This is a genomic window from Maribacter orientalis, assembly GCF_900109345.1.
In the GTDB taxonomy this organism is placed as follows: domain Bacteria; phylum Bacteroidota; class Bacteroidia; order Flavobacteriales; family Flavobacteriaceae; genus Maribacter; species Maribacter orientalis.
This window is the reverse complement of sequence record NZ_FNZN01000005.1, coordinates 75,405-101,633: the sequence shown is the minus strand read 5'-3', so window position 1 is coordinate 101,633 and position 26,229 is coordinate 75,405. Positions and strand designations below refer to the sequence as shown.

Sequence of the window (26,229 nt, the reverse complement as noted above, 5' to 3'; positions counted from 1 at the left end):
AAATCTGGCTTTTTCACTATTCAGAATAGTATAACTTAGAACCAGTAATTGTTTAAAAATTGACTATGCTAACTATAGTTCCATTCCAGTCTACATATGCACAAAACTTTAAGGAGCTTAACCTAGCTTGGATTACAGAATATTTTATCGTAGAAGAAAAAGACAGAGAACTATTAGACAATTGTGAATCTTCAATTATCGAAAAAGGCGGATATATTTTTATTGGGTTATGGGACAATGAGCCTATTGGCTGCTTTGCTCTCCTGAAAATATCCGAATTTAATTTTGAGCTAGGGAAAATGGCCGTAAGCCAATCGCACCAAGGTCTTAAAATCGGACAAGAACTATTAGTCTTTGCCATTGATTTCGCAAGAAATGAAAATTGGAAGAAAATTATATTGTATTCAAGCACTAAACTTGATACGGCGCTGCATATATATAAGAAATTAGGATTTAAAGAGGTACCATTAGAGAATAATAATTTCTATCTTAGATCGGATATTAAAATGGAATTAATACTTTAAAAAAATGATGATGAAAAAGAAAAAATTATTCGTATTGTTATTGACATTTTCCCTTTCGTTTGCGTGTAAGGATGCAAAGAAATCAGAAAAAGAAATAGATTCAACTTCTGATAATGTTGAAGAAACAGCCGACGCTAGTAAAATTTTAAAAATGAAGGGTGATGAAATAAAAATCACACCCATTGAACACGCCACAGCAGTAATTGAATGGAATGATATTACCATTTACATTGACCCAACAGGTGGGTCTACCGCGTTTAAAAATCAGAAAAAACCAGATTTAATTTTGATTACTGATATTCATGGAGACCATTTCAATAAAGAAACACTAGAAGCCATTGATATTTCTAAAGCTACGTTCGTAGTGCCGCAAGCCGTAGCTGATGAAATGCCAAATGAGTTTGCCGACAAACTAAAAATTCTATCCAATGGATCAAGTAAAGAACTTAATGGAATATTAATTGAAGCTATACCTATGTACAATTTAAGGGAAGAAGCCAAAGATTTTCATGTAAAAGGTCGTGGCAATGGCTATATATTAACTATTGATAAGCAACGCATCTATTTTTCTGGTGACACAGAAGATATACCTGAAATGCGTTCTTTAAAAAATATTGATAAGGCATTTGTTTGTATGAACCTACCCTACACAATGACTGTTGAAAGTGCTGCGTCTGCAGTTTTAGATTTTAAACCTAAACAAGTATTTCCATATCACTATAGAGGTCGACCAGATGTAAGTGATGTTGAAATGTTTAAAAAATTGGTCGATGCTGGTAATCAAGATATTGAAGTAGTTCAATTAGATTGGTACCCAAATGAAGATTACTAAATAGAAATTAGCCTAAAATAAAAAGCCCGCAATTGCGGGCTTTTTATTTATCTAATAAGTTTTTTATACTTAATTCGTTTTGGCATTAAATCTCCACCAAGCCGTTTCTTTTTATTTTCCTCATATTCTGAGAACGAACCTTCAAAGAAGTAAACTTCTGAATTCCCTTCAAAAGCAAGAATGTGGGTACAAACACGATCTAAGAACCATCTATCGTGAGAAATCACCACCGCACAACCTGCAAAGTTCTCTAAACCTTCTTCTAATGCTCTTAATGTATTTACATCTAAATCGTTAGTAGGCTCATCCAATAAAAGTACGTTACCCTCTTCTTTTAAGGTCATTGCCAAATGTAAACGGTTACGTTCACCACCAGACAACATACTTACTTTTTTATTTTGCTCACTCCCCGAGAAATTAAATCTACTTAAATAAGCTCTAGAATTCACTTGCCTACCTCCCATCATAATGAGTTCTTGCTCATCACTAAAATTCTGCCATATCGTTTTATCTACATCAATATTTGAATGACTTTGATCTACATAAGCTATTTTAGCTGTTTCACCTATTTCAAATTCCCCTTTATCAGGTTTTTCCTCTCCCATAATCATTTTGAAAATAGTTGTCTTACCAGCACCGTTCGGTCCTATTATACCAACTATCCCAGCTTGTGGAAGTTTAAAATTCAAATCTTCATAAAGCAACTTGTCACCATATGCCTTACTAACACCTCTTGCTTCTATTACGTTAGTACCTAAACGTGGTCCGTTTGGAATATAAATCTCAAGTTTTTCATCAAGCTGCTTTTGGTCTTGACTCATTAACTTATCATAATTATTAAGTCTAGCTTTTTGCTTGGCTTGTCTGCCTTTGGCACCCTGACGCACCCATTCTAACTCACGTTCTAATGTTTTTTGTCTTTTAGAAGCCGTTTTGTTTTCTTGGGCTAAACGTTTAGATTTCTGATCTAACCAAGAAGAATAGTTTCCTTTCCAAGGTATACCTTCTCCTCTATCTAATTCTAAAATCCATCCAGCTACGTTATCCAAGAAATATCTATCGTGTGTAACGGCAATAACAGTTCCTTTATATTGCGCTAAATGATGTTCTAACCAATGTACAGATTCTGCATCTAAGTGGTTTGTTGGCTCATCTAATAAAAGAATTTCTGGTTCTTGTAATAACAATCTACATAACGCAACCCTTCTTCTTTCACCACCAGATAATACTGCTATTTTCTTGTCTGGTTCTGGCGTACGAAGCGCATCCATGGCAATTTCTAACTTGGTATCTAACTCCCAAGCATTTGCTGCATCAATTTTATCTTGCAATACAGCTTGTTGATCCATCAACTTCTGCATTTTATCGGCATCCTCATAAACTTCAGGCAGGCCGAACATATCATTTATCTTATTGTACTCATCTAGAATAGCAACAGTTTCAGCTACCCCTTCTTTTACAATTTCTAAAACCGTTTTATTCTCATCTAATTCTGGCTCTTGCTCTAAATAGCCAACTTTGTAGCCTGGAGAAAAAACTACATCACCTTGAAAATTTTTATCGACCCCCGCAATAATTTTCAATAAAGTTGATTTACCGGAACCGTTCAATCCTAAGATTCCGATTTTGGCACCGTAAAAAAAACTTAAGTATATATTCTTTAAAACAGGTGTATTAGCATTCTTATAGGTTTTCGTAACTCCTGACATGGAGAAGATCACCTTCTTATCATCTGACATATAATAATGTATTAAGTAAAAAAATATTAAAGCCTTTTTTGTAGAAATAACTATTTTAAGACATTTTTAATGTAAAGTTAAACCCTACCTTTTAATGCGTTAAATACCCAGGCAATAGCTAAAAATCCGATACCAACAGCAGCAAATCCGTAACCTGCTACCTCGTAATATCTGAAAGCGCCAAGCGCAATTAAAGAAAGGCCTACAAATATCATAATAAAAGTGGCCCATGCGAGCACTGTGTTCTTATTCATTTCCTATTGAATTAAAAATTTTAGCGAACTTCAAATATCGTAAATTTTAAAACATTTGTCCAATTTTAAGCCTGCTATTATTCAAAGGGAAAAACAATTCCTGTCTTACTTCGTACGGTGTCCATTATCTCAATTAAATCCCTGCTATTTTGATGACTCCATAAATCGCTTTCTGTTTTCCCTGCATTTAAGCATTTATGCACTTCTTCAATTTCATAGGTATAACCCTTACCAACTTTACCAACCTCAACGACACTAGAATCTCCATTTATTTCCAAAGTATAGCCTGAAGTTTCATGCCATCTAGGATGAACAAAAATTGAACCTTTACTACCTGCTATTTCAGCTTTCATTTCTGAATTAGAATTTAACCCACTATACAAAATTGCCTGTGCCTTTTCATAATTAAAAATCATACTTATCTGTACCTCAACTCCCGTCTTATAAAAATTTGCAGTTGCCTTTATATCTTTAGGTCTACCTAACATTAAATAGGATAAAAATATTGGATAAATACCAATATCTAACAATGAACCTCCTGCAAGAGCAGGATTCAAAAGTCTTCCATTTTCGTCACGATCTAAAGCATAAAAAGCAAAATCTGCATGTAAATAACCGATATCGCCGATAGTACCATTATCTACAAGTTCTTTCACCTTTTTAATTGTAGGGTTAAAACGCGTCCATAAGGCTTCCATAAAAAAAACATTGTTTTCTTTAGCCACTTTAATCATCGCTTCTACCTCACCCTTATTGACTCCCACTGGTTTTTCACAAAGCACATTTTTACCTGCCTTCATTGCAGCAATACTTAACTCTGCATGAGTGGTATGCGGTGTCGCTATATAAATCACATCTACAGTATTACTTGTAAACAATTCTTCATAACTACCGAATGCATTTGGCGCACCATATTCATTAGCGAAAGACCGTGCCTTGTCTAAATCTCTAGACGCCACTGCGGTTAATTCACCGCCAATTACTAAGGCTAAATCTTTTGAAAAACTATGTGCAATGTTACCTGCCCCTACTATACCCCACTTAATCATACTTTTTGTTTTTGTTGCATGAACACCAAAATTAACTTCTTATCTTTATCCGTAGATAAGAAAATAGAAGGAATGGATTTGAAATTCAATCAAAACGAAGATAGGAATAAGTTATTATTATCAGACCTTAGGCGCAAACTTACCGAGATTTCTTTAGGTGGTGGTAAAGCAAAAATTGCTAAGCAGCATGACCAAGGTAAAATGACCGCAAGAGAACGTATTGATTACCTTTTGGATACAAATACAGAACGAATAGAAATAGGCGCATTTGTAGGTGACGGTATGTATGAAGAACATGGTGGGTGCCCCTCTGGAGGTGTTATCATTAAAATAGGCTATGTACAAGGCAAGCAATGCATTGTTGTTGCTAATGACGCCACCGTTAAAGCCGGAGCATGGTTTCCTATTACTGCAAAGAAAAATTTAAGAGCCCAAGAAATTGCCATTGAAAATAAATTACCGATTATCTATTTAGTGGATAGTGCAGGAGTTTATTTGCCTTTACAGGATGAAATTTTTCCGGACAAAGAACATTTCGGACGCATATTTAGAAACAATGCCATAATGAGCAGCATGGGTATTACCCAAATATCTGCAGTTATGGGTAGCTGTGTTGCCGGTGGAGCGTATCTACCCATTATGAGCGATGAAGCATTAATCGTGGATAAAACCGGAAGTATATTTTTAGCAGGCAGTTATTTAGTAAAAGCTGCTATTGGTGAAAGTATTGATAACGAAACCTTAGGCGGGGCAACTACGCACTGTGAAATTAGTGGTGTTACCGATTACAAAGCAAAAGACGATGCTGCAGCTTTGGACACCATTAAGAACATTATGGACAAGATCGGCGATTTCCCTAAAGCGGGATTTAATCGCAAAAAAAGTATTAAACCGAAAGAAAACCCCGAAGATATTTATGGAATTCTACCAAGTTCAAGGTCGGAACAATATGATATGATGGAAATCATTAAACGATTGGTAGATGATTCTGAATTTGAGGAATATAAGGCCGGGTACGGCCAAACAATCTTAACCGGATATGCACGTATAGACGGTTGGGCGGTTGGAATTGTAGCTAATCAAAGAAAAGTAGTAAAGACTGCGAAAGGTGAAATGCAGTTCGGTGGTGTCATATATTCAGATTCTGCCGATAAGGCAACACGCTTTATAGCGAATTGCAACCAAAAGAAAATTCCGTTAGTATTTTTACAGGATGTTACTGGCTTTATGGTTGGCAGTAAAAGTGAACATGGTGGTATTATAAAAGATGGTGCCAAAATGGTAAATGCAGTTAGCAACTCAGTTGTACCAAAATTCACTATCATAATCGGTAATAGTTATGGTGCAGGAAATTATGCTATGTGTGGAAAGGCTTACGACCCAAGATTAATCGTTGCTTGGCCAAGTGCAGAACTTGCAGTAATGAGTGGTAATTCTGCCGCAAAAGTGCTTTTGCAAATTGAAAAATCTTCTCTTAAAAAGAAAGGTGAAACCATTACCGATAAAAAGGAAAAGGAAATGTTCGATAAGATAAAGCAACGATATGATAACCAAGTATCTCCTTATTATGCCGCTTCACGCTTATGGACCGATGCTATTATAGACCCAAAAGATACCCGTAAATGGATTTCATTGGGTATAGAGGCCGCGAATCATGCTCCTATTGAGAAACAATTCAATATGGGGATTTTACAGGTTTAATTAGAAACCAGTCCACTAATGTTGGAGACCGTAAACAATTGTTGGTTCACGTTTTTAAGAGCCAGTTTAAAGACCTTGGTTTCCTTTCGTTGCGAAAAGGTACCGTAATCATGGTAAATCGCTACCTTCAAATAAGTAGGCGTCAAACTTTTGTTACCAAAATATTTGATATTCACCTGCCAATCCCCTCTGTAAGTATTGCCTATCAAATACTCCTTGGTGGCATAACCTATTGATTTTTCGTCCTTTATTTGCTCGCAATTGTCCTTTAAACTATGGTTCCAGATAAAGAATCTGTTTTCGGGATTTACCATTTGCAACTCAAACTCTGCTTCGCTCTCGGCCCATTCAAAGACAATTCGCGTGCCCTTGAAACTTTCATGGGAAACCAGCTTGCTTTGTTCCTTTAAGGATAAAAAATCGTTCTCCTTCAATCCCAAAAGATTATTCAGCTCCACATTCATAAACTGGGTGAAATCGCCCTTCTCATCGTTTAGTAATCCCTGCTCTTTTAAATAATCGTACCTGGTAAAAATAGTTGCCGCCCGGGCATACTCCTTATTCTCGATATGGCTTTCAGCCAAATCGTAATACGATTGGGCGTACTCCGTTCTCAGTATGAATACTTCTTTATAGATGTCCTTGGCTTTTTCATATTCCATATGGGCCTGGTACATATAGGCAAGTGATTTTAATGCTATGGGGTTATTTTCGAACAATCCATAATTTTTCTTAATGATGGAATCGGCAAATTCATCATTGTTCCATTTTTCCTTGAAATAAGCATAGGAATCCAAAACAAAATAAAAAGACGCTGCATATTTGTCTCGCTCATTGGCGTAGATATTTAACGCCTCCGTTTCGGAAAGGCTCTGATGGTAACGCTCTAAATACGTTGGAAGACCTTGCTGTGCATCTATGGGTATGGCATCACCAGTATATATACTCTTTTGGTTTCGCTCTTTGGCTCTTTGAAGATTTTCCTTTTGAACCGAAGCGAATGTACCTGTTTTGGTATTTATGACTACTACACCTCCCATGACATTACTACCATACAAACCTGAACCTCCCTGACCTCTTATTACTGCGATTTTTTTAATGTTTGACGGATCGATCAAGCTACAAGGTAAACTATACATAATAACACCATCCACATCGTATATAGCAGTATTATTTCCATAACTGGTATTATTTACTCTAACACTTACTTCAACTTCCCCAGTATAAATATTACAATGTGCCATGACACCTGCAAATTTTCCATTCATTAATGTACCAATATCTGTATAATGTGGACCAAAATCTTTTTCTTCTAATATACGCATTGAGTATCCTGCAGTTTCCTTATCCAAATAACCATAAGCATTTTTTATAATATTTGGATTGGTTGCATATTCCATGGCTCTTTCATCCTGTGTTTTCAAACGTTTATTATTTACGGTAACTTCATCTAGCATTTCTGCATCATCAAACATCGTCATGTTTAAGATTCGGGTTACATCTTCCACCTTGATCTCCAATGGCAACTTCCCCAAATGTTCAAAACGAAGTACATCACCTTCTTCAACAGCTATACGATAATTGCCCTTAACATCAGAAACAGTTCTCGTATCTTGGTCGTTGACCGAGACGATTACATTTTCCAAGAAACCAAAATCATCTGAAATCGTACCAAAAACTTCTTTTATGTTTTGTGCCAGACCTACATTTATTAAAAAAGAGCAGAATAAAGTAAAAACTAAATTTTTCATATTCATAACAATTTAATAACCAATACAATATAAAAAAATAAATATTAATTACAAGCAAAAAATATTGGTCGCCGAACTAAATCTTTTGAAGTCATTATTTGCCCCTAAATAAATACTTAAAAGTGACAGCCAAATTTTTAAATACCGCTACTTCAATTTTGGAAAGCGAAAATCCCTTAAGGCACTTGAATAAGTTTTCTATTCACATTCTTGATATCCATTCGAAATAGTTCTATGCTGTCCTTTTGCTTTTCAGAACCGTAATCTGTGCTAATAGTCACTTTTAAATAGGTGGCCAAACCGGACTTATTCCCTTTATAATCTGCATTTATTTGCCAAGAACCTTGGTTGTCATAAATGAAAAAATCTTTACTGGTAACTCCTTTAGAAATTAGACTCTCCTTTAACTCGCCATCTTGAGTGTTTGACCAACTATTTACAGTTTTGTCCGGTGAGATGAACTGAAAATTTAATTCTGCCGCATCATCGCTCCATTCCAATAAAATCCTTGTCTTTACATTATCTTCAGAAATGAAATTCGACAAAGAGTTATCCAATTCATTTTCTGAAATGTCTAGTAAAGTTTTCACTTCTGAGTTTATTACATTTTGAAGTGCTTCAGGTTGTTTTGAAAAGAAACCTTCTTTCATTAAATTGAAATATCTAGCATATAGATTTTCCCCTCGGTCGCTCTGCCCATTCTTTACATAGGCATTGGCCAAATCTCTATAAGATTCTACAAAATTCGATTTCAATAGTAGTATTTGCTTATATAAATATACAGATTGGTCATATTTTTTATTTTTATCCAGTACAAATGCCAATGCCTTAAAATATTCAACATTGTTACTGAAACGATTTAGATTTTTAGATATCAACTCTTCTGTAAAAACTTCGTTGCCCCAGAATTCAAGAAAATAAGTACTGGCATCAATATTAAAATTAGGGTTTGTACCATATTTTGATTCATAAGAATTATAAATATCTTGAGCTTTTATTAAACTTTGGCTATCATAAAGTTCTAGCAAAAAATCTGGCCAATTACGTCGAGCCTCCTCCTCTGTTATCACCACCTCATCCATTTCTTGAGTATATGCCATACCTTTTCTGGAAGAACCTGAAATTTTTGATGAAGAGTTAGCTGCTTTTGTATTAATGATGATTACACCGCCAGCACCAATTGAACCATATTTTGCCACAGATGCCAAACCCGAGAGAACGGCTATACGCTTTATTTGTGAAACGTCTAGAAATTCCGGAAAACCTGATACGATAAGTCCATCAACCTCAAATGCTGCAGGTATCGGGTTACTGGTGGCGTTTTGTCTCAAATATATTGCCGTTGAACCATCAAGTTTATCCGTGGACAACATATTTAACCCAGGTATTTTACCACGTAATAAATTTCCTAGAGAAGACGCTCCACTACCAAATTCCGACTCATCTATTATACTCATAGAATACCCTGAGGTCTGCTTACTATAAATACCAAAAGATGTTTTAATAATTTCAATATCGTCATCAAAATCTCTATATAATTCTTCTTGGGTTCTTTTTTTCTTTCCAAAACTAGTTACCGTAACCTCCTCTAGCTCTGTTACTTGTTCTTTTAAAGCTACATTAATAGCGAATGTAGTTTCCAAAACTGTTCTAAGTTCACTTTGTAAAGAGGCAAATGAGAATTTCAATTCGTCACCACTTTTGGCTTTTATGCTATATCTACCGTCTTCACTGGTAGTAGTTACCTCTTTTGAAAATAAATTTTGAACTTGAACACCTTGTACTCTTTCACCTTCTTTAAACACAAAACCGCTAACTACCCCAATATTTCTACCTATACTTTGCAACAATTGCTCATTGGTATAATTTGTTGTTAATTTTTCTTCTAACAATACATCATCTTCATCATTCCCTTCCTCTAACAAAGTGGTGCTCACAAAATAGGTCAAGGCATCTTGAGAGTATCTTTTCCACTCCCCTTGACTTACATACCTACGGTAAGATACCCCGGGAGTATCGTCTCCGGCAACCACTAAATTTAATTTATTGCCATATACTTTTAATAATTCTATACCAATGCTAAAATCATCCGCAACAACAATATCAAAGGGAGCCAAATCAATACCGACCTTACCTATCTTGGTTTTTAGGGTATATTTTATACTCTTGCTCGTTAACTTTTTTTCAGGAAAATCGGTAGTTCCGTCATAAATGTTAACCCGCAGCAGGAGGCTATCTGAAGTGTTTTTTAGAACATAAAAATAGAAGGCATTAAGTTGTCTATTTTTTTTGTTTACGTTAATTTTTGTCACTAACTCACCACCTAAGGCACCTTCGCCTTCCCAAGAACCATTCTTATATTGACCTACAAAAGAATACCCAACCATTTTCTCGGTCTTGTTTCTCCTCTTTCTTTTGCTACTGGTCAAAACAACTTCATTAAGACTAACAACTTCTGGCTCTAACTTTATTTTGTTAGATTTCATGTCCAGATCTATAACACTAGAAAATGGCAACTTATATTCCTTATACCCTACAAAAGAAACCCTTAATGTATCCAAGGAAGATAATTTCGCTGAATCGAATAAAAACGCAAAAGAACCATATTCATCTGAAACCGTACCGAGTCCCTTGTTGATAAAACCAATATTAACAAAAGGCAAAGACAAACCGGTATCGGCATCAGTAACAACACCTTTAAAATTGATTTGAGAAAAGACACAATTTGACAAAAGCAAAAAACCCACACATATACTTATGAGCAGGTTTTTATTTAAAAAACAATTTACATTCATATTGTTCTGGTTAATTATAAGTGTGATTTCGTTAAAAACCACCAATAAGCCCTATCGTAAAATAGTAACAACAACCGTATCTTAACATAAGATCTATAACTATTTTCGTACTGAAACACTTTACAGCTTTAGAAGTATTAATTAAAAACCTAATTACCCTGATGCCCTTTAACCCTAGGTATTAACAACAATTCTGTTTGGCGACCATTTACATATCTAAAGCCATCTTCACCATAAAAACCAGCTTCTTCAAGCATAATACGAATATCTCTGTTCCATTCAGGAATATTGACAGTTGTATTCAATTCTATAGCATATACCGTATTGGGGTTTAACAAATAGTTTTCCCCATCATCGCGCATAACACCGCCTTGAGAATCCCACATACCAATTGTGGTACCTGCAGAATGCCCATACATACCTAAAGGATGCGTGTAGATTGAAGGTTTTAAACCAGCTGCCTTAGCTTCACTTAATGACTTCGCCAAAATATCATTTCCGCTCTTGCCTTTTATCATATTTGTCGTTAAAAAATCTTGCACCCTATTACCGTCCTTAAGCCCGTCGATTAAAAAATCAGGTGCTGAAGTTTCCTCAGGTTTTAAAACATATGCTAATTCTTGGCAGTCTGTATTTAGACGTAAATAAGTAATTCCGAAATCGCAATGCACTAAGTCACCTGGAAGGATTACCATATCATCTGGTTTATCAGCAAAGGAATAAAATTTGCTCGCATTATCTTTTTCACTTCTTTGTACATCAACAGTAGGGTGAAACCAAGTATCTAACCCTAAATCGGTTACCTTTTGGCGCATCCACCAAACAACATCTGATGTTCTTGTAACTCCCGGAGTTATTACTTTTTCAGAAAAAGCTTCTGCGATAATATCATGGGTAATATCTACTAGTTGGTCATAGATAACCATTTCACGTTCTGATCTAGTCTCAATCCATCGAACAGCAAGTTGCTGCGCAGAAACTACTTTAGATGTGTATTTTTTTGGAAGATTCTCTATGAACTCCTCATAATCGGTTTTTACCAAGCCATCAGCAATGTTGTGATCTTTAGAAAAGTTAAGTCCTATTTTATTCGGATTTCTTTCTGTTATCAATTGCATTAAACGCTTCCACTGATCCGGCTCTTGTTCTTTATCCCAAGCTGATACTATATTTTTACCCACATTATAACGGGCAACTGCAAGTTTCTCTATGGTGTTTTTCTCTTTATTTCTATAAAACAACAGAATTGTACGTCTTCTAGCATTTAGCCAAGTAGCAGGTAACATTGTCTTAATAACTGGATCTTCATTATACTCTCTTGAAATAACCACCCACATATCTAACCCAGCTGCATCCATCAATTGAGGTAATAGATTATTAAATCGATCATCTAAGATTTCATCGATTACAATTGCACGTTCTTTTTCTGAAAGAATTTGCTGTGCATATGTTTTGCCAATAAATATCAGGCATACTAAAAGGAATAGTTTATTCATAAGTGTTAAATTATATATTGTTTGAAAATACAAAATAACCAACATTTGAAATAGTCTATTCCTTTAAAAAAACTAGAATTTGATGTCTTTATATATTTAGCGCCTAACCGTTACTAATTTCTCATTCACACTTTTTACCAATCGTATAAATTCTGCTCTATAACCATTAACATCTTCTCCTCTTCCCTTTTCTGCCAATACAACAACATCATTAAAGGAAGTTTTATTTGTAAAAGCTGATTTTCTTAATTGTTGGCCAAATAACGCAACTGCAGAAACAAACTGAAAATCTACGGACATTTCTTTATTAATATTTTTTTGAACATGAACCAATTCGATACTTTTAAAACCATCAGGTTTTTTATATCTAAATTTCACTGTAAATAATTCGTCTGAAAAAACAACCTTTGCTTCACTATTCGTGTATTTCAAATCTGCCACCTCTTTTACGTATTCTGAATCTATACCAACTTCTATAATTTCATATAATGCAGTTACCTTATGTGCGCTACCCAATTCACCTGCATCTTTGGTATCATCTATAAAATCCTCATCTGCCAATAATCTATTTTCATATCCAATTAACCTATAAGACTTTACTTTATTGGGATTAAATTCAATCTGTATTTTAACGTCTTTGGCTATTGTAAATAAAGTACCACCGAATTCCTTCCCAAATAATTTCTGTGCTTCTTGCATGGTATCGATGTAACCATGGTTGCCATTGCCTTTATCTGCCAAAGTTTCCAATTTTGAATCCTTATAATTACCCATTCCAAAGCCTAAGACGGAAAGAAAAACACCAGACTCCCTTTTTTCAGTTATAAGATCTTCCATATCCTTATCATTTGATAATCCCACATTAAAATCACCATCGGTTGCTAGTATTACTCTGTTATTCCCATTCTTTTTAAAATGTTTCTCGGCCAATTTATAGGCCAATTCAATACCTTGCCCTCCTGCGGTAGAACCACCCGCCTCTAGTTTGTTCAACGCATTCATAATCTTCAACTTATTGTTACCTGAGGTCGGCTCTAACACAATACCTGCAGCCCCCGCATATACAACAATCGACACCCTGTCCTTCTCTCGTAATTGATTTACCAAAAGTTTGAAGGCAGATTTCAATAAGGGCAATTTATTACTGTCTGACATTGACCCAGAAACATCGATTAAAAAAGTAAGATTAGACGCTGGTAGTTCTTTATTTAAATATTCTTTACCCTGTAAACCTATTCGGACCAATTTGGTGTCAGTATTCCAAGGTGTTTGAGCCACATCCGTATTTATAGAAAAGGGATGATCATTTGTTGGTTTAGGGTAGTCATAATCAAAATAGTTTATCATTTCTTCTATTTTGACCGCATCTACTGGAACTTCCTGCCCATTATTTATGAACCTTCTAATATTGCTATAGGCCGCTTTATCTACATCGATAGAAAAAGTAGATAAAGGATTAATTTCGGCTTTTTTAAATTGATTTTCTGTAATTCTAGCATAGTTTTCATCTTTCTCAACAACATAATTACCGTTTACCGTCGTAATGACAACACAACCGTGTTGAGCTACATTGCCGTATATATTTTTAGCTTTGCCTCCTTTTAATATTTTTTTTTCTGCAATATCATCGTTATTCAAGCTCTCGACAATGGTGTTATATTCCTTTTGAATAGGAATGCCATCAACAATATATAGAGGCCGTTCAACTTTAGTTTCGTTATTTTTTTTATCTATAACTACACCTCTCACCTTGCCTTGTAACTGTCTACTAATACTGAGTTGTAAATTGTTTTTTTGAGATTCTCTTTTATTGAGCCTAGATACTGATCCAACTGCATATGTACTTGAGCCAATACCATAACCCATTACAACAATTTCCTCTAAAGCTTCATAATCTTCCTCTAGAGATACATGGATAATTGCCAAATCTTGAATTTCAATTTCCTTGGTTTTATAACCAATGTAATTAAATACCAATTTGGCTCCTTTATAAGCCATGATAGAATAGTTACCATCAAAATCGGTTTGCGTGCCATTCGAAGTACCTTTTATTAAAACAGTAGCGCCTGGTAATGGAAAACCATCGGAATCTGTAACCGTACCGTTTATCATCATTTGTTGGGCGGATAAAAAGAAACTACTGAAAAGAAGAAATAGAAATGTTGCATTTTTCATAACTGTCGGTTTTAAGTTTGAGTGATAAACCTAAAAAAGAAGTAGTATGAAAAAAATGAGGAATTAGGGAAGCTTACGTTTTGGTTAGGGAAGCTATGATTTTAATAAGGCTATTGTTTCTTTTCTTTTTATCTTACCGCTATCTGTCCGTAAGAATTTCGGAATAGCTTTTATAAGTCGGGGCAGCTCATACTTGTTCAAAACCTTACTGGCGATAAGGTGTTTCATTATATTTCCCTTATCAACCTCACCTTCTAAAATCAACACAACTTGCTCGCCTAGTTTTGGGTCTGGTAAGGAACTAATAAAAAAACTTTGATGTAGTATATCTGAAAGTTTAGATTCTATTTGTTCTGGGTTTAATTTAATACCACCGGAATTTATCATGTTATCGTATCGACCCAACCATCTAAATTCATTGTCAGAAACTAGCTCAACTACATCATTGGTTATTACTATTTCCTCAGCTATTTTTGGGGAATTAATCACTAAACAATCCCTATCATCTTTTGATATTTCAACATCTGGTAAGGTTTTAAAAGGAACATTTGACTTATTTAGCTTATTCAATGGTTTAACCGCTATATGGGTTATCGTCTCGGTCATACCATAAGTTTCAAAACTATTATTGTCAATAGCTTTCAATTTATCTATTAAATCGCTCGAAATGGAAGCTCCACCTATAATTAAGATTTTAACTTGATGTAAAGATGATAAGGAGTTCAAAGCCTGAAGAGGCACCATAGCACCAAATTCAAATGTTTTATCTATACCATTTAATGGAGTTGAAGTTGGTGGAACAATATAAAGGTCAAGCCCTAACACCATAGCCCTTACCAGCATCATCTTACCTGCAATATATGTTGCAGGTAAACAAAGTAATGCAGAATCTCCAGAGAAAATATTAAAATAGCGCCCTGTTGCTAGTGCGCTATTTATCATTTGTTCTTTTTTAAGTGTAATCGTTTTAGGAGTACCGGTCGACCCAGAAGTATGTACAGTAACTTTTGACGAATTATCTATCCAATCTAAAACAAATTCCCCTATGTATTTTTCAAACTCCTCACCTTCCTTAATATAGCTGTAGCCGAATTCTAAAAGGTCATCTACTAAAAGTCCTTTGCCATTAATACAAAAGCTCGGATGTATTTTGACTTTATACAATTTTTTCTTTTTGGGTAGCTAAGAACTCTTCTTTACTTAACACTTTGCCCGCTAGCTTGTCTTTCCAATTGGTCCAACCATATTTTTTTGAGAATATAATTAATAGAATTGGAAACACAACAAAAATAGGCACCAAGACATCCCATCCAAGAACGGGTTGCGAAACATCCCTATATAAAGATTCTACACTAAATGCTTGCCAATCTGCAGTAACTAACAAAGCTCCAAATAAATTATTAGCAGCATGAAATCCCAGAGCTAACTCAAGACCTTCATCCATTAAAGTTATAATACCTAAGAAAAAACCAGTACCTATATAATATACCATTATACCATAACCTAGTTTTTCAACTTCGGGGTTACCCAAATGCATCAATCCAAATAATACAGAAGTTACCAATAAAGGAAACCACCTATTCTTTGCAAAAATGCCTAGGCCTTGCATCATATATCCTCTAAATAAATACTCTTCGAAACTTGTTTGCAAAGGAATCAACAAAAGCCCAATCACAGCTAATGATAGAAATGGTATTAACTTAAAATTAAACTTAAAATCTTCTGGTGAAAAGTAAATACTGACAAAAGTTAAGACTACAGTAACAAGTCCCCAAATACCGAACGCAAAAAACACTCTTTTCCAATCTATTCTTTTTCGAGAGGTGGTCAAAGAAGTTATAGATTGAGAATGAACTAATTTGGTCCAACCAAGTACCATAAAAAGTCCTGCAGCAAGTGGGGCAAGTACTATTATCAGTACCACATTAGACCCTAAGGCCTTAACCATTTGCGCCATCGTATCTTCTACACTTACCGGTGAATAAAGTATTGCTATATAATTAACAATCATTAAACCAATAAAACATCCGGGGATAATCAAATATTTCCATAAACCTAAATCTCCTTTATACCCTTGTTCTATATACATAAACTTTCAATTAAATTATTTTTCCAATTTTTTGACTTGCCATAATACAAGCCGCCCTTAGCCACTTCTAATGGACTTTCAATATTATTTACAAACAAGGAACCAGTGCCCAAACCTTGAGGCATTTTACTGCCTAAGGTGGCGGTCCATTGTGCAATGGCATTCAACCCTATGTTACTTTCAAGTGCGCTGGTAATCCACCATCCTATTCCATTCGTTTCTGCTAAACTAATCCACTGCATACTTCCTTCAAAGCCACCTACTAAGCTTGGTTTCAAGATAATATATTGCGGTTGTATAGTTTGTAATAATTCTTTCTTTTTCGTTACATCTACTACACCAATTAATTCTTCATCAAGAGCAATTGGCAAAGGTGTATTTCGACATAACTTATACATTTCTGTCGGTTGCCCAACTTTTATGGGTTGTTCAATGGAATGCAAATCTAATTTTGAAAGTCGTTCTAATTTTTCCAAAGCTTCCTGGGGTAAGAAAGCACCATTAGCATCGACCCGCAATTCAATTTCATTCTTTGAATACCGTTTACGAATCGATTTTAACAGATCAATTTCGGTATCGAAATCAATAGCACCAATTTTCATTTTAATACAAGTGAAGCCATCCTTAAGCTTATTCTCTATTTGACGGTGCATAAAATCCTTATCTCCCATCCACACCAAACCATTAATTGAAATCGGTTGGTGTTCATTTAAAAATGAAGACTCAAAAAGCTCGAAAGGATGATGAGCACGAATCGATAAAAATGCCTGCTCCAATCCGAATTGAATACTAGGATATTTAGTCAGATGCTTCAATAATTCCAATTCCCCTAAATCTATATGCTCTACAACCCAAGAACACTTCTCCTCATATTCAGGAACATCATCATAACTTAATCCTCTAAAAAGTCCGCATTCGCCAATCCCCCACTTTCCTTCATCCTCTAAAATCAAAAACCAAGTCTCTTTGGTTCGTAGAATTCCTCTAGACGTACCACTGGGATTTTTAAAATTGAGTAGATACTTTTTAAAAGTTGCTTTCATATAATCCTTCAAATTTAGCTATATTTTCACTTTAATATGAACGGATTAGAAAGTATGGGAAATAGAGTGATTTGGATTACGGGAGCATCATCAGGTATTGGTGAAGCATTAGCTTACCAATTGAATGCACAAGGTGATAAAGTAATACTTTCAGCTCGTCGAGAAGACATCCTAACAAAAGTAAAAAACAATTGTAAATTTTCAGAAAATGCGCTGGTTCTTCCATTAGATTTAACTGATTTTGACTCATTGGAAAGTATTACCAAAAATGCCATATCCTTATATGGCAAAATCGATATTTTAATCAATAATAGTGGGCTAAGTCAACGTTCATTGATAATCGACACCAAGTTTGAAGTTTACCAACAAATGATTGATGTTAATTATCTGGGTACTATAAAATTAACCAAACATCTGCTACCTTTTTTTATAACTCAAAAAAGCGGCCATTTTGTCACTATCACTAGTTTAATGGGGAAATTTTCATCGCCCTATCGTTCTGGATATTGTGGAGCAAAACATGCGCTACATGGCTTCTTCGATGCCCTACGAATGGAGCATGAAAAAGATAATATTGATGTCTCATTAATTTGCCCCGGGTTCATTCAAACCAACGTAGCTAAAAATGCATTAACAGGAGATGGCAGTGCTTTAATGAAAGAAGATAATGCTACCGAAAATGGTATGCCAGTAAACCAATGTGCTGAGAAAATTATTACTGCTATTAAAAAGAAAAAATTCGAAACCTATATTGGCGGAAAAGAAAAATATGGAATTTATATAAAACGATTTTTTCCAAAATTATTACATAAAATTGTTCTTAAAAGTAAAGTTAGGTAGACTATTTAAAATTAAACCAAAAACGTACCCCATCAGCAGTTCTATCTGTATTCAAAGAAGTTTGCAATTGATTTGCCAATCTATTCATTAGGCGAATTCCCATAGAAGAATTTGCCCGTTCTTCTGAATCTTCAGGTAAACCAATGCCATTGTCAGTATATTCAAAAAATCCTTCTTGACCAGCTATTTTACGCAAATGAATATAAATTTTACCATTACCATCATCTTGTGGAAATGCATATTTAAAGGAATTAGAAACCAATTCATTTAATATTAATCCGAAAGGTATTGCCCTATCAATATCTAATTCAACGCCTTCGGCATCAATTGTAATCGTAATATTATGCCCACCTTTTTTGTAAACAGACTGTATACTATTAATTAAGCTCTCTATATAACTTTGCATTTCAATAACCGACAAATCATCATTCTGATACAATTTTTGATGAATTAAAGCCATTGCTTTCACCCTACTCTTACCTTCCTCTAACGCCTCTATTGCGGCTTTACTACGTGTATTTTTAGTTTGAAGACTTAATAGGCTAGAAACCATCTGAAGATTATTCTTAACCCTATGATGTATCTCTTTTAGCAAAGAATCTTTTTCGACCAACGAGTTTTCAATGATAAACTTCTGCTCTGCAATAAGCCTCTGGTTCTTTATACTCTTTAAATAAGCATAGACCAAACCAGCGAATCCCATTAATGTAAATATCAACGATATAAACACCAAACTAATCTTATCATCTCTAGCTTTAATATCTTTTCTAGACTCTTCTAATTGAGCCTTCTGTTTCTCCATCATTTTTCTGGAATTCTCCAAATCTTGAGTAACAACAGAAGTCAATTGTTGATTTTTAATATTCGATGCTTGAGCATCTATAGAATCTCTTATTCTTATATTCTTCTTTAAATACGTGGTAGAGTTTTTGAAATCTCCAGTTTTATAATAGTAATCTGCATAAATCCTATTACGTTTTAGAATATTATCAGTCTTTATCGGGTTTAAATCATCACTCAAATAATCGGTCGCCTTTTTGTAATTATCCAATTTTAGATAACACTCCGCTAGCGCTAACGTGTTTTCTATTAAATCTGATGAAAACTTACTTTTATTGTACTTCTTAATAAGTTCTCTACTCTCCTCAAGAAAAGGAATGGCCTTTTCATATTCATTTAATTGAACATGGCATTTACCAATATTACCTATTATAATTCCGTTTAAAATTCTACCATCAGCTATTTCCTTATCCGTTCTCTGATTAGTAACATCACTTAAAAACACCTTTATTAGGCCTTCAGCCTTTTTAAAATAACTAAGTGCAGTTGGTGTCGATTTATCAAGTCTTAAATAATCACCAATAGTATTGTTATATATGGCCTGACCATAATAATCGTCATCCTTTAATTCTTTCTTTTCTTCAGTCATATAATCACGCATGGCCTTTCGATATTGACCTAGACTTGCATAAATATCATAGAAAGCAACATTTTCATTAAAGCCTAATTCACGTTTAATCCTTCTAATCTCTATTTGCTTGTCATACAATTGTAGCATTGCGTAATTACCATCCATCAACTCTAAAATGGTCTTTTTTACATCTTTATCCAATGTGTCCATATAATCATAAACAGACCTAGAAATTGCCAAACTCTTTTCGTAGTTGCCTAAATCATAATAAATTTGAGCCTGAATTAATTGATAATTTCTTATGGAGGTAGAATCATTTGTTTTCTCAGAACTATTTAAATAAACGTTGACAGTATCTAACCAATCGTAAGGAGAGTTCTGATTGTATCGGTTAGGAGTATTGAAAAAGAAGAAAGAACGAAGTTCTCCGTTCTCTAAATCTTGAAACTGCTTATAATAATCTTCATCTTGAGATGGCAAACTGTCCTGTGCAACAAGAAGGCATGAAAATGCACTTATGAAGAAAACACATATGAATCTCAAAACAACTATTTTTTTCATATCATATTTAAAAACAGAATCAAACTTAGAACTAAAAACTGATTCTACTAAACTTTTGTTGTGAGCTAGGTAAGTTAAGATTATCAAATACCTTTAAACTCAAAAAGCGTGTTCTACGCACTTTTTATAAAACAATTAGAAAACGTACTCTATTTCGTATTCATAGAACACTCTATCACCTAGAGTAGTATAAATTTCTAATTAAACAAATTTAAAAATTAGCCAAACGGCTTCGCATTAATTGTTGTGTAAACCCCAATAGTTGTTGTGAATGCATTTCTAAAACCTAAACAGTGTATTACATCGAAAATACCACTCACTTTATCGATGAATATTCACCTTTCATCTAGCTTTAAATCAAAAAAAACACCTTAAAAAAGGTGTTTTTAATTTTTGAAGCATTGAATTATGAATTCATAGCCGAAATTATGAACTCTTTGAAATCTTTAGATATCGGTATTAGGGTATTATTAATCATTATATCTTTTGAATTGATAGCATCGATATGATCTACATTCACAATATAAGATTTATGGGCTCTATAAAACTTGTTCTGAGGTAATTTCTCTAAATAGTCTTTTAAAGGCGAACGAACCAAAAACTTCTTATCGATTGTGTTCACTTCTAAATAAACGTTATCCGCTTTTATAAATTGAATATCACCAAACTGAATTCTATAATATAAATGTTGTTTTTTGACAAATATCGAATCCTTTAAAATTGAATTTGACATTGGTACATCTTCATTTACATCTTCGCTAGAAATACCTTTAGCTACATTTTGCTTACCATAAATGAAATTTGAAAGTGCAATTTCTATAGATGTGTATAAATCTTGTTGTTCAAATGGCTTAACCAAATAACCGTTTGGCTTTACCGTTTTTGCATTTTCAACAGTTGCACGATCCGAGTTGGAAGTAACAAAAATGAAAGGAATATCGTAATTCTCCCTTATGTGCTTCCCTAAATCTATTCCGGTCTTGTCAGACGCTAAAATAATATCGATAAGAACTAAATCAACTTGTTGTGTTTTTAGCACTTCAACTGCCTGTTCATAGACAATAACATTATCAACAATTTCATATCCTATTTCCTCTAACATAGACTGCATGTCATCAGCGATAATCACGTTGTCCTCTACAATAAGAATTTTAATGGGTTGTTCCAAGATCTAAAATGGTTTAGAAGGTTACACTCAAAATTACAAAAAATAATAATAACTAATAAAAAACACAAGAGCGGTAAAAAAGGTACTTAAGGCCAATTTTTTTAGCTCTGGATCAAGTTCTGCCTCATTGATCGTCACTGCCACTTTACGCATATGAATAAAAACAGGCACGAACCCCATAAGACTTACATAACGAATTAGTGATCCATTTGTTGTGGACAAGTAATAAAACAAGCACAGAAATGAAATTGATAGTAAGGTGTAATGATACATCTTAGCTTTTTGTAGTCCTAATTTAACGACCAAAGTATTTTTACCTACCGATTTATCTGATTTAATATCTCGCATATTATTCAGGTTAAGAACGCCAACACTTAACAACCCAATTGCTATAGCCGGTAGAAAAGCAATAAAATATATAGCCTTCAGATACAAAAACATTGAACCAAGAACACTAACCAATCCGAAGAAAATAAAAACGAAAATATCACCCAGCCCATTATACCCATAAGCTGATTTACCTACGGTATATTTAATAGCTGCCCAAATAGCGAAGGTTCCCAAAATTAGAAATATTACTGGAAATAGAATTTCTTTTAATCCAAAGGAGATTATGATTAATACTACTATTAGAATGCTATTAATACCAATGCTAATATAGATTCCCCGCTTTAACTCTTTTGCGGTTAGAAGTCCGCTTTGTAAAGCTCTTTTCGGGCCTAATCTTGAATCATTATCCGTTCCTTTTACACCATCACCATAATCATTGGCAAAATTAGAAGTAATTTGAAGCCCTACGGTAGTACATAACGCAAATATAAAAATTAGTGTATTTGTTACTCCATAAAAGGACGCAATTGCTGTACCTACAAGTATACCGGATATAGATAGAGGAAGAGTTCTAAGCCTTGCTGCATTTAGCCATGCATTAACTTTAGTCACTAATAAGGATCTTCTATTTGAATTCTTTTACCATCTTGGTAAGATGCGACGAAAGCATCTCCAAAACCGATATCTACCAATTGCTTTCTAAAAGACTGTGCTTCTTGCAAGGTCTCAAAATTACCTAGAGAATATGAGTAAAATGGATTTGTTTTAACAAAAAGTGTGTTGGTAAGTGCTTCAGAAGCCAAGGTTACATTATTATCTACGAACGACTTTACCTGAACGGAATAAATCTTCTCTTTCTGTAAGAACTCTTTGGCTAAGTAAAACTCTTTTACAAGACTTAGTTCTTCATTCTGTTCTTTTAAACTTTCTAATCGGGTTCTTATAGCATCTACACTATCAATAGAAGTCAAGACTAAATCATTTGATGCCTTTCTATTGAATCCACCTGAACTTGATAAACCTGCCGTAAAAGAAGTAAAAGCTAAACCACCTATTAAAAATAGGGTTGTTATACCAGCAAATATGTTTCGCTGAATCTTACTTTTTTTTAATTCCTTGTTTTTATATTTTATCTGATCCAGAAGGCGCTCATTAATAATCTGGGCTTTATCTACATCTTTATGTAATTCTAATAAATCACTCTCTTCTATAAAAGGCATACTTAAAAATAATTATGATGCTTAAAATCTAAATGTAAGTTAAAAAATATTAATATTTTTTTATTTCACACAAAAATAGAATTAATTGAGTAGGGCTCCAAAAATACGCCTCTTAAATTGAGATATAATTCTGCAAATCAATATTTTAAGAATTTTCTGACATTACCGCCTTATTCTTCTATTAAAGTGATTCCGTCTGTTTCAATTTTTATTTTTCTCTCTTTGTATAATGTCCCTAATCCTTTTTTGAACGTTTTCTTGCTCATTTGAAAAACATCTCTAATTTCTTCAGGTGCAGATTTATCATGCAGTCCTAAAAATCCGCCATTTTTCTTTAGCACTTCATAAATCTTTTTAGCAGCTGGTTCCAGCACTTTCGCTCCTAACGGTTGAAGAGAAATATCAAGTTTGTTGTCCTTTCTTATTGTTTTAATACAACCAGGTATCACATCACCAATATTTATTGGCTTAAAAACTTCATTAAAATATACAAGGCCTTTATGTCTTTCATTCACAATAACTTCCCATCCCAAATCGGTTTGCCTCGTAACTACTAATTGGACTTGCTCCCATTCCTTAAGATCTACACTATCATTACTTAAAAACTTATCGATCTTATTCGAAGCGACCAATCTACCAGAACGCTCATCTAAATAGCAATGTACCACATACCATTGGCCTTCTTTCATTTTGTCACGTTGTTCCCTAAATGGAACTAATAGGTGTTTTTCAAGACCCCATTGCATAAACGCCCCAAATTCATTTACTTCAGCTACCTGCAATAATCTAAACTCTCCTAACATGATGTCTGGCTCTAAGGTAGTTGCCACAGGTCGCTCATCATAATCTAAATAACAAAACACCTTTATACTCTCTCCAATTTCATAATTGGCAGGCACATATTTATTAGGTAATAACACGTCATTGCCTTCGTCATCGCCCAAAAATAGCCCAACACTGGTATCTCTTAAAATTTCTAAATTGTTTATACGTCCTAATTCTATCATGCTACAAAATTACATTTAAAATTTAGAAAATGAGGGTAAAAAAAAGACCGTTACCAATTCGGCAGCGGTCTATATTATAAGCTCGAAAATGTTTATTTATTATAAACGGATGCTTTCTTGAAATGTTGACAAAGCTTATAATAGATTACAGCTCTATACTTATTTCTGTTAGATGAACCATACTTGTCCATTACAGTTTTAATAGCATCGTCTAATTTAGAATCATCTGCAAGACCTAATTTTTTGATCAGGTAATTGTTCTTAACAGTATCCAATTCTTTCTGATCAGTACCTGATACTTTTGAAGCATCGATATTGTAAATAGAAGGCCCTAAACCAACAGTTACTTTTTTAAGTAAATCCATATCTGCACTTTCACCAAATTTATCTTTGATGTCTGCAGCATACTTTTCAATTAAATCGTCTCTTTTACTCATCTGAAATGTGTTATAATTAATGGTTAATACACCTCTAAGATATAAAACGAAAATAATCAATCAAAATTTTATCGTTTATTAATGTAGGGGTATTAATCTCCAATAATCTGGGACAACCCGATGTACTATAAAAGTCACTTAATACTTCTTCAAGAGCCTCTGATGAATTGGCAGTCCTGTATTCAAAACCATACATTTTGCAAAGGTGTTCAGCACTTAAATTATGACGCGTCTCAAAATAGGTTTTAAAAACATCCGTATTTTCCTTACCAGGTAGAATTCTAAATATACCACCGCCTTTATTATTGATTATAATGATTCTAAAATCATTTTTAATTGAATTATTCCACAAGGCATTACTATCATAGAAAAAACTAAGATCTCCTGTGATGAACAAAGTAGGAGTTTCACTAACTACAGAAGCACCGATAGCTGTCGAAGTACTGCCATCTATTCCACTAGTTCCTCTATTGCAATACACTCTTAGCGTTGGGTTCATGTCGAACAATTGCGTATATCTTATTGTAGAACTATTAGCAAGTTGTAAAAGATAATTATTTGGTATCGATAGCATTAGTTGACTAAAGACTGAGAAATCTGAAAAAGGTATTTTAGCTAAATAAGCAGACCTTTTTAAAACATATTCTGTTTTTACTTGATGCCAAAAACTAAAATAGTCACTTTTAATAGTTTTAGAATCTAAGTACATTTCTTGAAAAAATGTATCGACAGGGACTTTAATATGTTTTTCTAAACAAAAAAAGGTGTCATTTGCTTTTACGCCACCAATATGCCAATGATGTTTAGGTGAAAAAGTTCTTAGAAAAGCTTTTATTTTTTTTGAGACAATAAGTCCGCCAAAAGTAACTAATACTTCTGGCTGCAAATTTTCAAATAAGGAATCCTTTTCATTACTCATTTCAATAGGCGCAATTATTGAATCTATGCTATTGAAAAAACTAGGATGGTTTAAGTTTGAAGTAGTTTCAGTCAAAACCAACACACTAGGGTCATTGGCTAAACTCTGAAGTACTTTGTCATCAACACTATGTGGTTTGTTTACCCCAACCAAAACTATTTTACGTTTTGATGTATTCCAAATATCCTTTTCTCTTTGTAATGAAGATTGATTCGTTTCTTGCTTAGAAATCGATTCTATTTGGGCTATTATAGTAGAGTCTTTTGTTGTTTCATACAAGGGCTCTTCAAAAGGTACATTTATATGAACAGGGCTCTGATAAGTAAAGGCTATTTTAAATGCTGTATTTAATTCGGCATCGTTATATGCTTGAACTTCATTTTGAATCTTATCTACATTTTCACCCTTAATCCATTCTTTCTTGTAATGCAGAATTTTATCGGTAGCATGACTCACATCTTGCCTGAGATTAGCCGAATATCCTATTTGATTTTCAAATACGTTTTTCTGATTAATAGTTTGCCCATCACCTATGCCAACTTTATAAATCGGTCTATCCGCAGAAATAACTATCAATGGAGTATTACTATAATAAGCCTCTGCTACTGCAGGATAATAATTTAAAAGTGCACTACCCGATGTACAGATAACTACTACCGGTTTCTGTAATTGCTGCGCCATACCCAATGCAAAAAAAGCTGCACAGCGCTCATCGACTATACTAAAACAAGAAAAAAAAGGATTCTCTGCAAAGGAAATTGTTAGAGGCGCATTTCTAGAACCAGGGGAAATTACAATAGTATTAATATCGTTTTCCTGACAATGCTGAACGATAGTTTGTGCAGTAGGTATGAGAGAGTAATTCATGTACTTCAAAAATACAACCTA

General features: G+C 34.1%; 21 protein-coding genes. 4 read left to right on the top strand and 17 right to left on the bottom strand.

What is annotated here, in order from left to right; translation table 11 throughout:
- The first annotated feature begins 65 nt into the window (after positions 1-65).
- The gene (locus BMY56_RS12435) at positions 66-524 is read left to right on the top strand and encodes a GNAT family N-acetyltransferase (protein ID WP_091624689.1); all 459 of its coding nucleotides are present in this window, start codon (positions 66-68) and stop codon (positions 522-524) included.
- Positions 525-534: 10 nt separating this feature from the next.
- Positions 535-1,356: an MBL fold metallo-hydrolase gene (locus BMY56_RS12430; protein ID WP_091625057.1), complete on the top strand. Its 822-nt coding sequence runs from the start codon at positions 535-537 to the stop codon at positions 1,354-1,356.
- A gap of 47 nt (positions 1,357-1,403) precedes the next feature.
- Here the strand turns inward: BMY56_RS12430 and ettA are convergent, their stop codons facing one another.
- From ettA to BMY56_RS12415, 3 genes are all read right to left on the bottom strand, one after another.
- Positions 1,404-3,095, bottom strand: coding sequence for an energy-dependent translational throttle protein EttA (gene ettA / locus BMY56_RS12425; RefSeq protein WP_091624685.1), 1,692 nt, complete (start codon positions 3,093-3,095; stop codon positions 1,404-1,406).
- Positions 3,096-3,172: 77 nt separating this feature from the next.
- Positions 3,173-3,349, bottom strand: coding sequence for a CAL67264 family membrane protein (locus BMY56_RS18655; protein WP_091624683.1), 177 nt, complete (start codon positions 3,347-3,349; stop codon positions 3,173-3,175).
- A 77-nt stretch (positions 3,350-3,426) separates the two neighbouring features.
- Positions 3,427-4,398, bottom strand: a complete 972-nt coding sequence (locus tag BMY56_RS12415) for a Gfo/Idh/MocA family protein (protein WP_091624680.1) — start codon at positions 4,396-4,398, stop codon at positions 3,427-3,429.
- 72 nt (positions 4,399-4,470) lie between these two features.
- Here BMY56_RS12415 and BMY56_RS12410 point away from each other — a divergent pair, with 72 nt between their 5' ends.
- The gene (locus tag BMY56_RS12410) at positions 4,471-6,099 is read left to right on the top strand and encodes an acyl-CoA carboxylase subunit beta (RefSeq protein WP_091625054.1); all 1,629 of its coding nucleotides are present in this window, start codon (positions 4,471-4,473) and stop codon (positions 6,097-6,099) included.
- Here BMY56_RS12410 and BMY56_RS12405 read toward each other — a convergent pair.
- The 7 genes from BMY56_RS12405 to BMY56_RS12375 all read right to left on the bottom strand — a co-directional run bounded on the left by BMY56_RS12405 (position 6,096) and on the right by BMY56_RS12375 (position 17,448).
- Positions 6,096-7,850 carry a SusC/RagA family TonB-linked outer membrane protein gene (locus BMY56_RS12405; RefSeq protein ID WP_177170965.1) on the bottom strand — a complete coding sequence of 585 codons (1,755 nt, stop codon included), beginning with the start codon at positions 7,848-7,850 and terminating at the stop codon, positions 6,096-6,098. The two genes, BMY56_RS12410 and BMY56_RS12405, sit on opposite strands and share 4 nt — an antisense overlap.
- A gap of 176 nt (positions 7,851-8,026) precedes the next feature.
- Positions 8,027-10,645: a carboxypeptidase-like regulatory domain-containing protein gene (locus tag BMY56_RS12400; RefSeq protein ID WP_091624675.1), complete on the bottom strand. Its 2,619-nt coding sequence runs from the start codon at positions 10,643-10,645 to the stop codon at positions 8,027-8,029.
- A gap of 149 nt (positions 10,646-10,794) precedes the next feature.
- A complete protein-coding gene (locus BMY56_RS12395; RefSeq protein ID WP_091625051.1) occupies positions 10,795-12,141 on the bottom strand; it encodes a M24 family metallopeptidase in 1,347 nt (448 codons plus the stop codon).
- Positions 12,142-12,237: 96 nt separating this feature from the next.
- Positions 12,238-14,316 (bottom strand): vWA domain-containing protein, encoded by a 2,079-nt coding sequence (locus BMY56_RS12390; protein ID WP_091624673.1) that lies wholly within the window; start codon positions 14,314-14,316, stop codon positions 12,238-12,240.
- Between the two features lie 93 nt (positions 14,317-14,409).
- A complete protein-coding gene (locus BMY56_RS12385) occupies positions 14,410-15,480 on the bottom strand; it encodes an AMP-binding protein (protein ID WP_091624670.1) in 1,071 nt (356 codons plus the stop codon).
- Positions 15,473-16,405: a CPBP family intramembrane glutamic endopeptidase gene (locus BMY56_RS12380; RefSeq protein ID WP_091624668.1), complete on the bottom strand. Its 933-nt coding sequence runs from the start codon at positions 16,403-16,405 to the stop codon at positions 15,473-15,475. Before BMY56_RS12380 ends, BMY56_RS12385 begins: the two co-directional genes overlap by 8 nt.
- Positions 16,396-17,448 (bottom strand): o-succinylbenzoate synthase, encoded by a 1,053-nt coding sequence (locus BMY56_RS12375; protein ID WP_091624665.1) that lies wholly within the window; start codon positions 17,446-17,448, stop codon positions 16,396-16,398. Before BMY56_RS12375 ends, BMY56_RS12380 begins: the two co-directional genes overlap by 10 nt.
- 36 nt (positions 17,449-17,484) lie before the next feature.
- On the opposite strand from BMY56_RS12375, the gene BMY56_RS12370 reads away from it, so the two are divergent.
- On the top strand, positions 17,485-18,288 hold the full coding sequence (locus BMY56_RS12370) for an SDR family oxidoreductase (protein WP_245737214.1): 804 nt from the start codon (positions 17,485-17,487) through the stop codon (positions 18,286-18,288).
- Between the two features lies 1 nt (position 18,289).
- Here the strand turns inward: BMY56_RS12370 and BMY56_RS12365 are convergent, their stop codons facing one another.
- From BMY56_RS12365 to menD, 7 genes are all read right to left on the bottom strand, one after another.
- On the bottom strand, positions 18,290-20,260 hold the full coding sequence (locus tag BMY56_RS12365) for a tetratricopeptide repeat-containing sensor histidine kinase (protein WP_091625044.1): 1,971 nt from the start codon (positions 20,258-20,260) through the stop codon (positions 18,290-18,292).
- Positions 20,261-20,666: 406 nt separating this feature from the next.
- Positions 20,667-21,428 carry a LytR/AlgR family response regulator transcription factor gene (locus BMY56_RS12360; protein WP_091624662.1) on the bottom strand — a complete coding sequence of 254 codons (762 nt, stop codon included), beginning with the start codon at positions 21,426-21,428 and terminating at the stop codon, positions 20,667-20,669.
- Between the two features lie 33 nt (positions 21,429-21,461).
- Entirely contained in the window at positions 21,462-22,370 is a 909-nt protein-coding gene (gene menA, locus BMY56_RS12355) for a 1,4-dihydroxy-2-naphthoate octaprenyltransferase (protein WP_091624659.1), read from the bottom strand.
- Positions 22,370-22,978 (bottom strand): SPOR domain-containing protein, encoded by a 609-nt coding sequence (locus tag BMY56_RS12350; protein WP_079512071.1) that lies wholly within the window; start codon positions 22,976-22,978, stop codon positions 22,370-22,372. The genes menA and BMY56_RS12350 overlap by 1 nt, the downstream gene beginning before the upstream one ends.
- Positions 22,979-23,148: 170 nt before the next feature.
- Entirely contained in the window at positions 23,149-23,985 is an 837-nt protein-coding gene (locus tag BMY56_RS12345) for a CvfB family protein (protein ID WP_091624657.1), read from the bottom strand.
- 92 nt (positions 23,986-24,077) lie between these two features.
- Positions 24,078-24,422: a DUF2853 family protein gene (locus BMY56_RS12340; protein ID WP_091625041.1), complete on the bottom strand. Its 345-nt coding sequence runs from the start codon at positions 24,420-24,422 to the stop codon at positions 24,078-24,080.
- 34 nt (positions 24,423-24,456) lie between these two features.
- Positions 24,457-26,208 (bottom strand): 2-succinyl-5-enolpyruvyl-6-hydroxy-3-cyclohexene-1-carboxylic-acid synthase, encoded by a 1,752-nt coding sequence (menD, locus tag BMY56_RS12335; protein WP_091624654.1) that lies wholly within the window; start codon positions 26,206-26,208, stop codon positions 24,457-24,459.
- Positions 26,209-26,229: the final 21 nt, after the last annotated feature.

Excerpts from the sequence above, each read along its gene's own strand:
- BMY56_RS12435 (WP_091624689.1), top strand. The coding sequence starts at position 66 with ATGCTAACTATAGTTCCATTCCAGTCTACATATGCACAAAACTTTAAG.
- BMY56_RS12430 (WP_091625057.1), top strand. The coding sequence starts at position 535 with ATGAAAAAGAAAAAATTATTCGTATTGTTATTGACATTTTCCCTTTCG.
- ettA (WP_091624685.1), bottom strand. The coding sequence starts at position 3,095 with ATGTCAGATGATAAGAAGGTGATCTTCTCCATGTCAGGAGTTACGAAA.
- BMY56_RS18655 (WP_091624683.1), bottom strand. The coding sequence starts at position 3,349 with ATGAATAAGAACACAGTGCTCGCATGGGCCACTTTTATTATGATATTT.
- BMY56_RS12415 (WP_091624680.1), bottom strand. The coding sequence starts at position 4,398 with ATGATTAAGTGGGGTATAGTAGGGGCAGGTAACATTGCACATAGTTTT.
- BMY56_RS12410 (WP_091625054.1), top strand. The coding sequence starts at position 4,471 with ATGGATTTGAAATTCAATCAAAACGAAGATAGGAATAAGTTATTATTA.
- BMY56_RS12405 (WP_177170965.1), bottom strand. The coding sequence starts at position 7,850 with ATGAAAAATTTAGTTTTTACTTTATTCTGCTCTTTTTTAATAAATGTA.
- BMY56_RS12400 (WP_091624675.1), bottom strand. The coding sequence starts at position 10,645 with ATGAATGTAAATTGTTTTTTAAATAAAAACCTGCTCATAAGTATATGT.
- BMY56_RS12395 (WP_091625051.1), bottom strand. The coding sequence starts at position 12,141 with ATGAATAAACTATTCCTTTTAGTATGCCTGATATTTATTGGCAAAACA.
- BMY56_RS12390 (WP_091624673.1), bottom strand. The coding sequence starts at position 14,316 with ATGAAAAATGCAACATTTCTATTTCTTCTTTTCAGTAGTTTCTTTTTA.
- BMY56_RS12380 (WP_091624668.1), bottom strand. The coding sequence starts at position 16,405 with ATGTATATAGAACAAGGGTATAAAGGAGATTTAGGTTTATGGAAATAT.
- BMY56_RS12375 (WP_091624665.1), bottom strand. The coding sequence starts at position 17,448 with ATGAAAGCAACTTTTAAAAAGTATCTACTCAATTTTAAAAATCCCAGT.
- BMY56_RS12370 (WP_245737214.1), top strand. The coding sequence starts at position 17,485 with ATGAACGGATTAGAAAGTATGGGAAATAGAGTGATTTGGATTACGGGA.
- BMY56_RS12365 (WP_091625044.1), bottom strand. The coding sequence starts at position 20,260 with ATGAAAAAAATAGTTGTTTTGAGATTCATATGTGTTTTCTTCATAAGT.
- BMY56_RS12350 (WP_079512071.1), bottom strand. The coding sequence starts at position 22,978 with ATGCCTTTTATAGAAGAGAGTGATTTATTAGAATTACATAAAGATGTA.
- BMY56_RS12345 (WP_091624657.1), bottom strand. The coding sequence starts at position 23,985 with ATGATAGAATTAGGACGTATAAACAATTTAGAAATTTTAAGAGATACC.
- BMY56_RS12340 (WP_091625041.1), bottom strand. The coding sequence starts at position 24,422 with ATGAGTAAAAGAGACGATTTAATTGAAAAGTATGCTGCAGACATCAAA.
- menD (WP_091624654.1), bottom strand. The coding sequence starts at position 26,208 with ATGAATTACTCTCTCATACCTACTGCACAAACTATCGTTCAGCATTGT.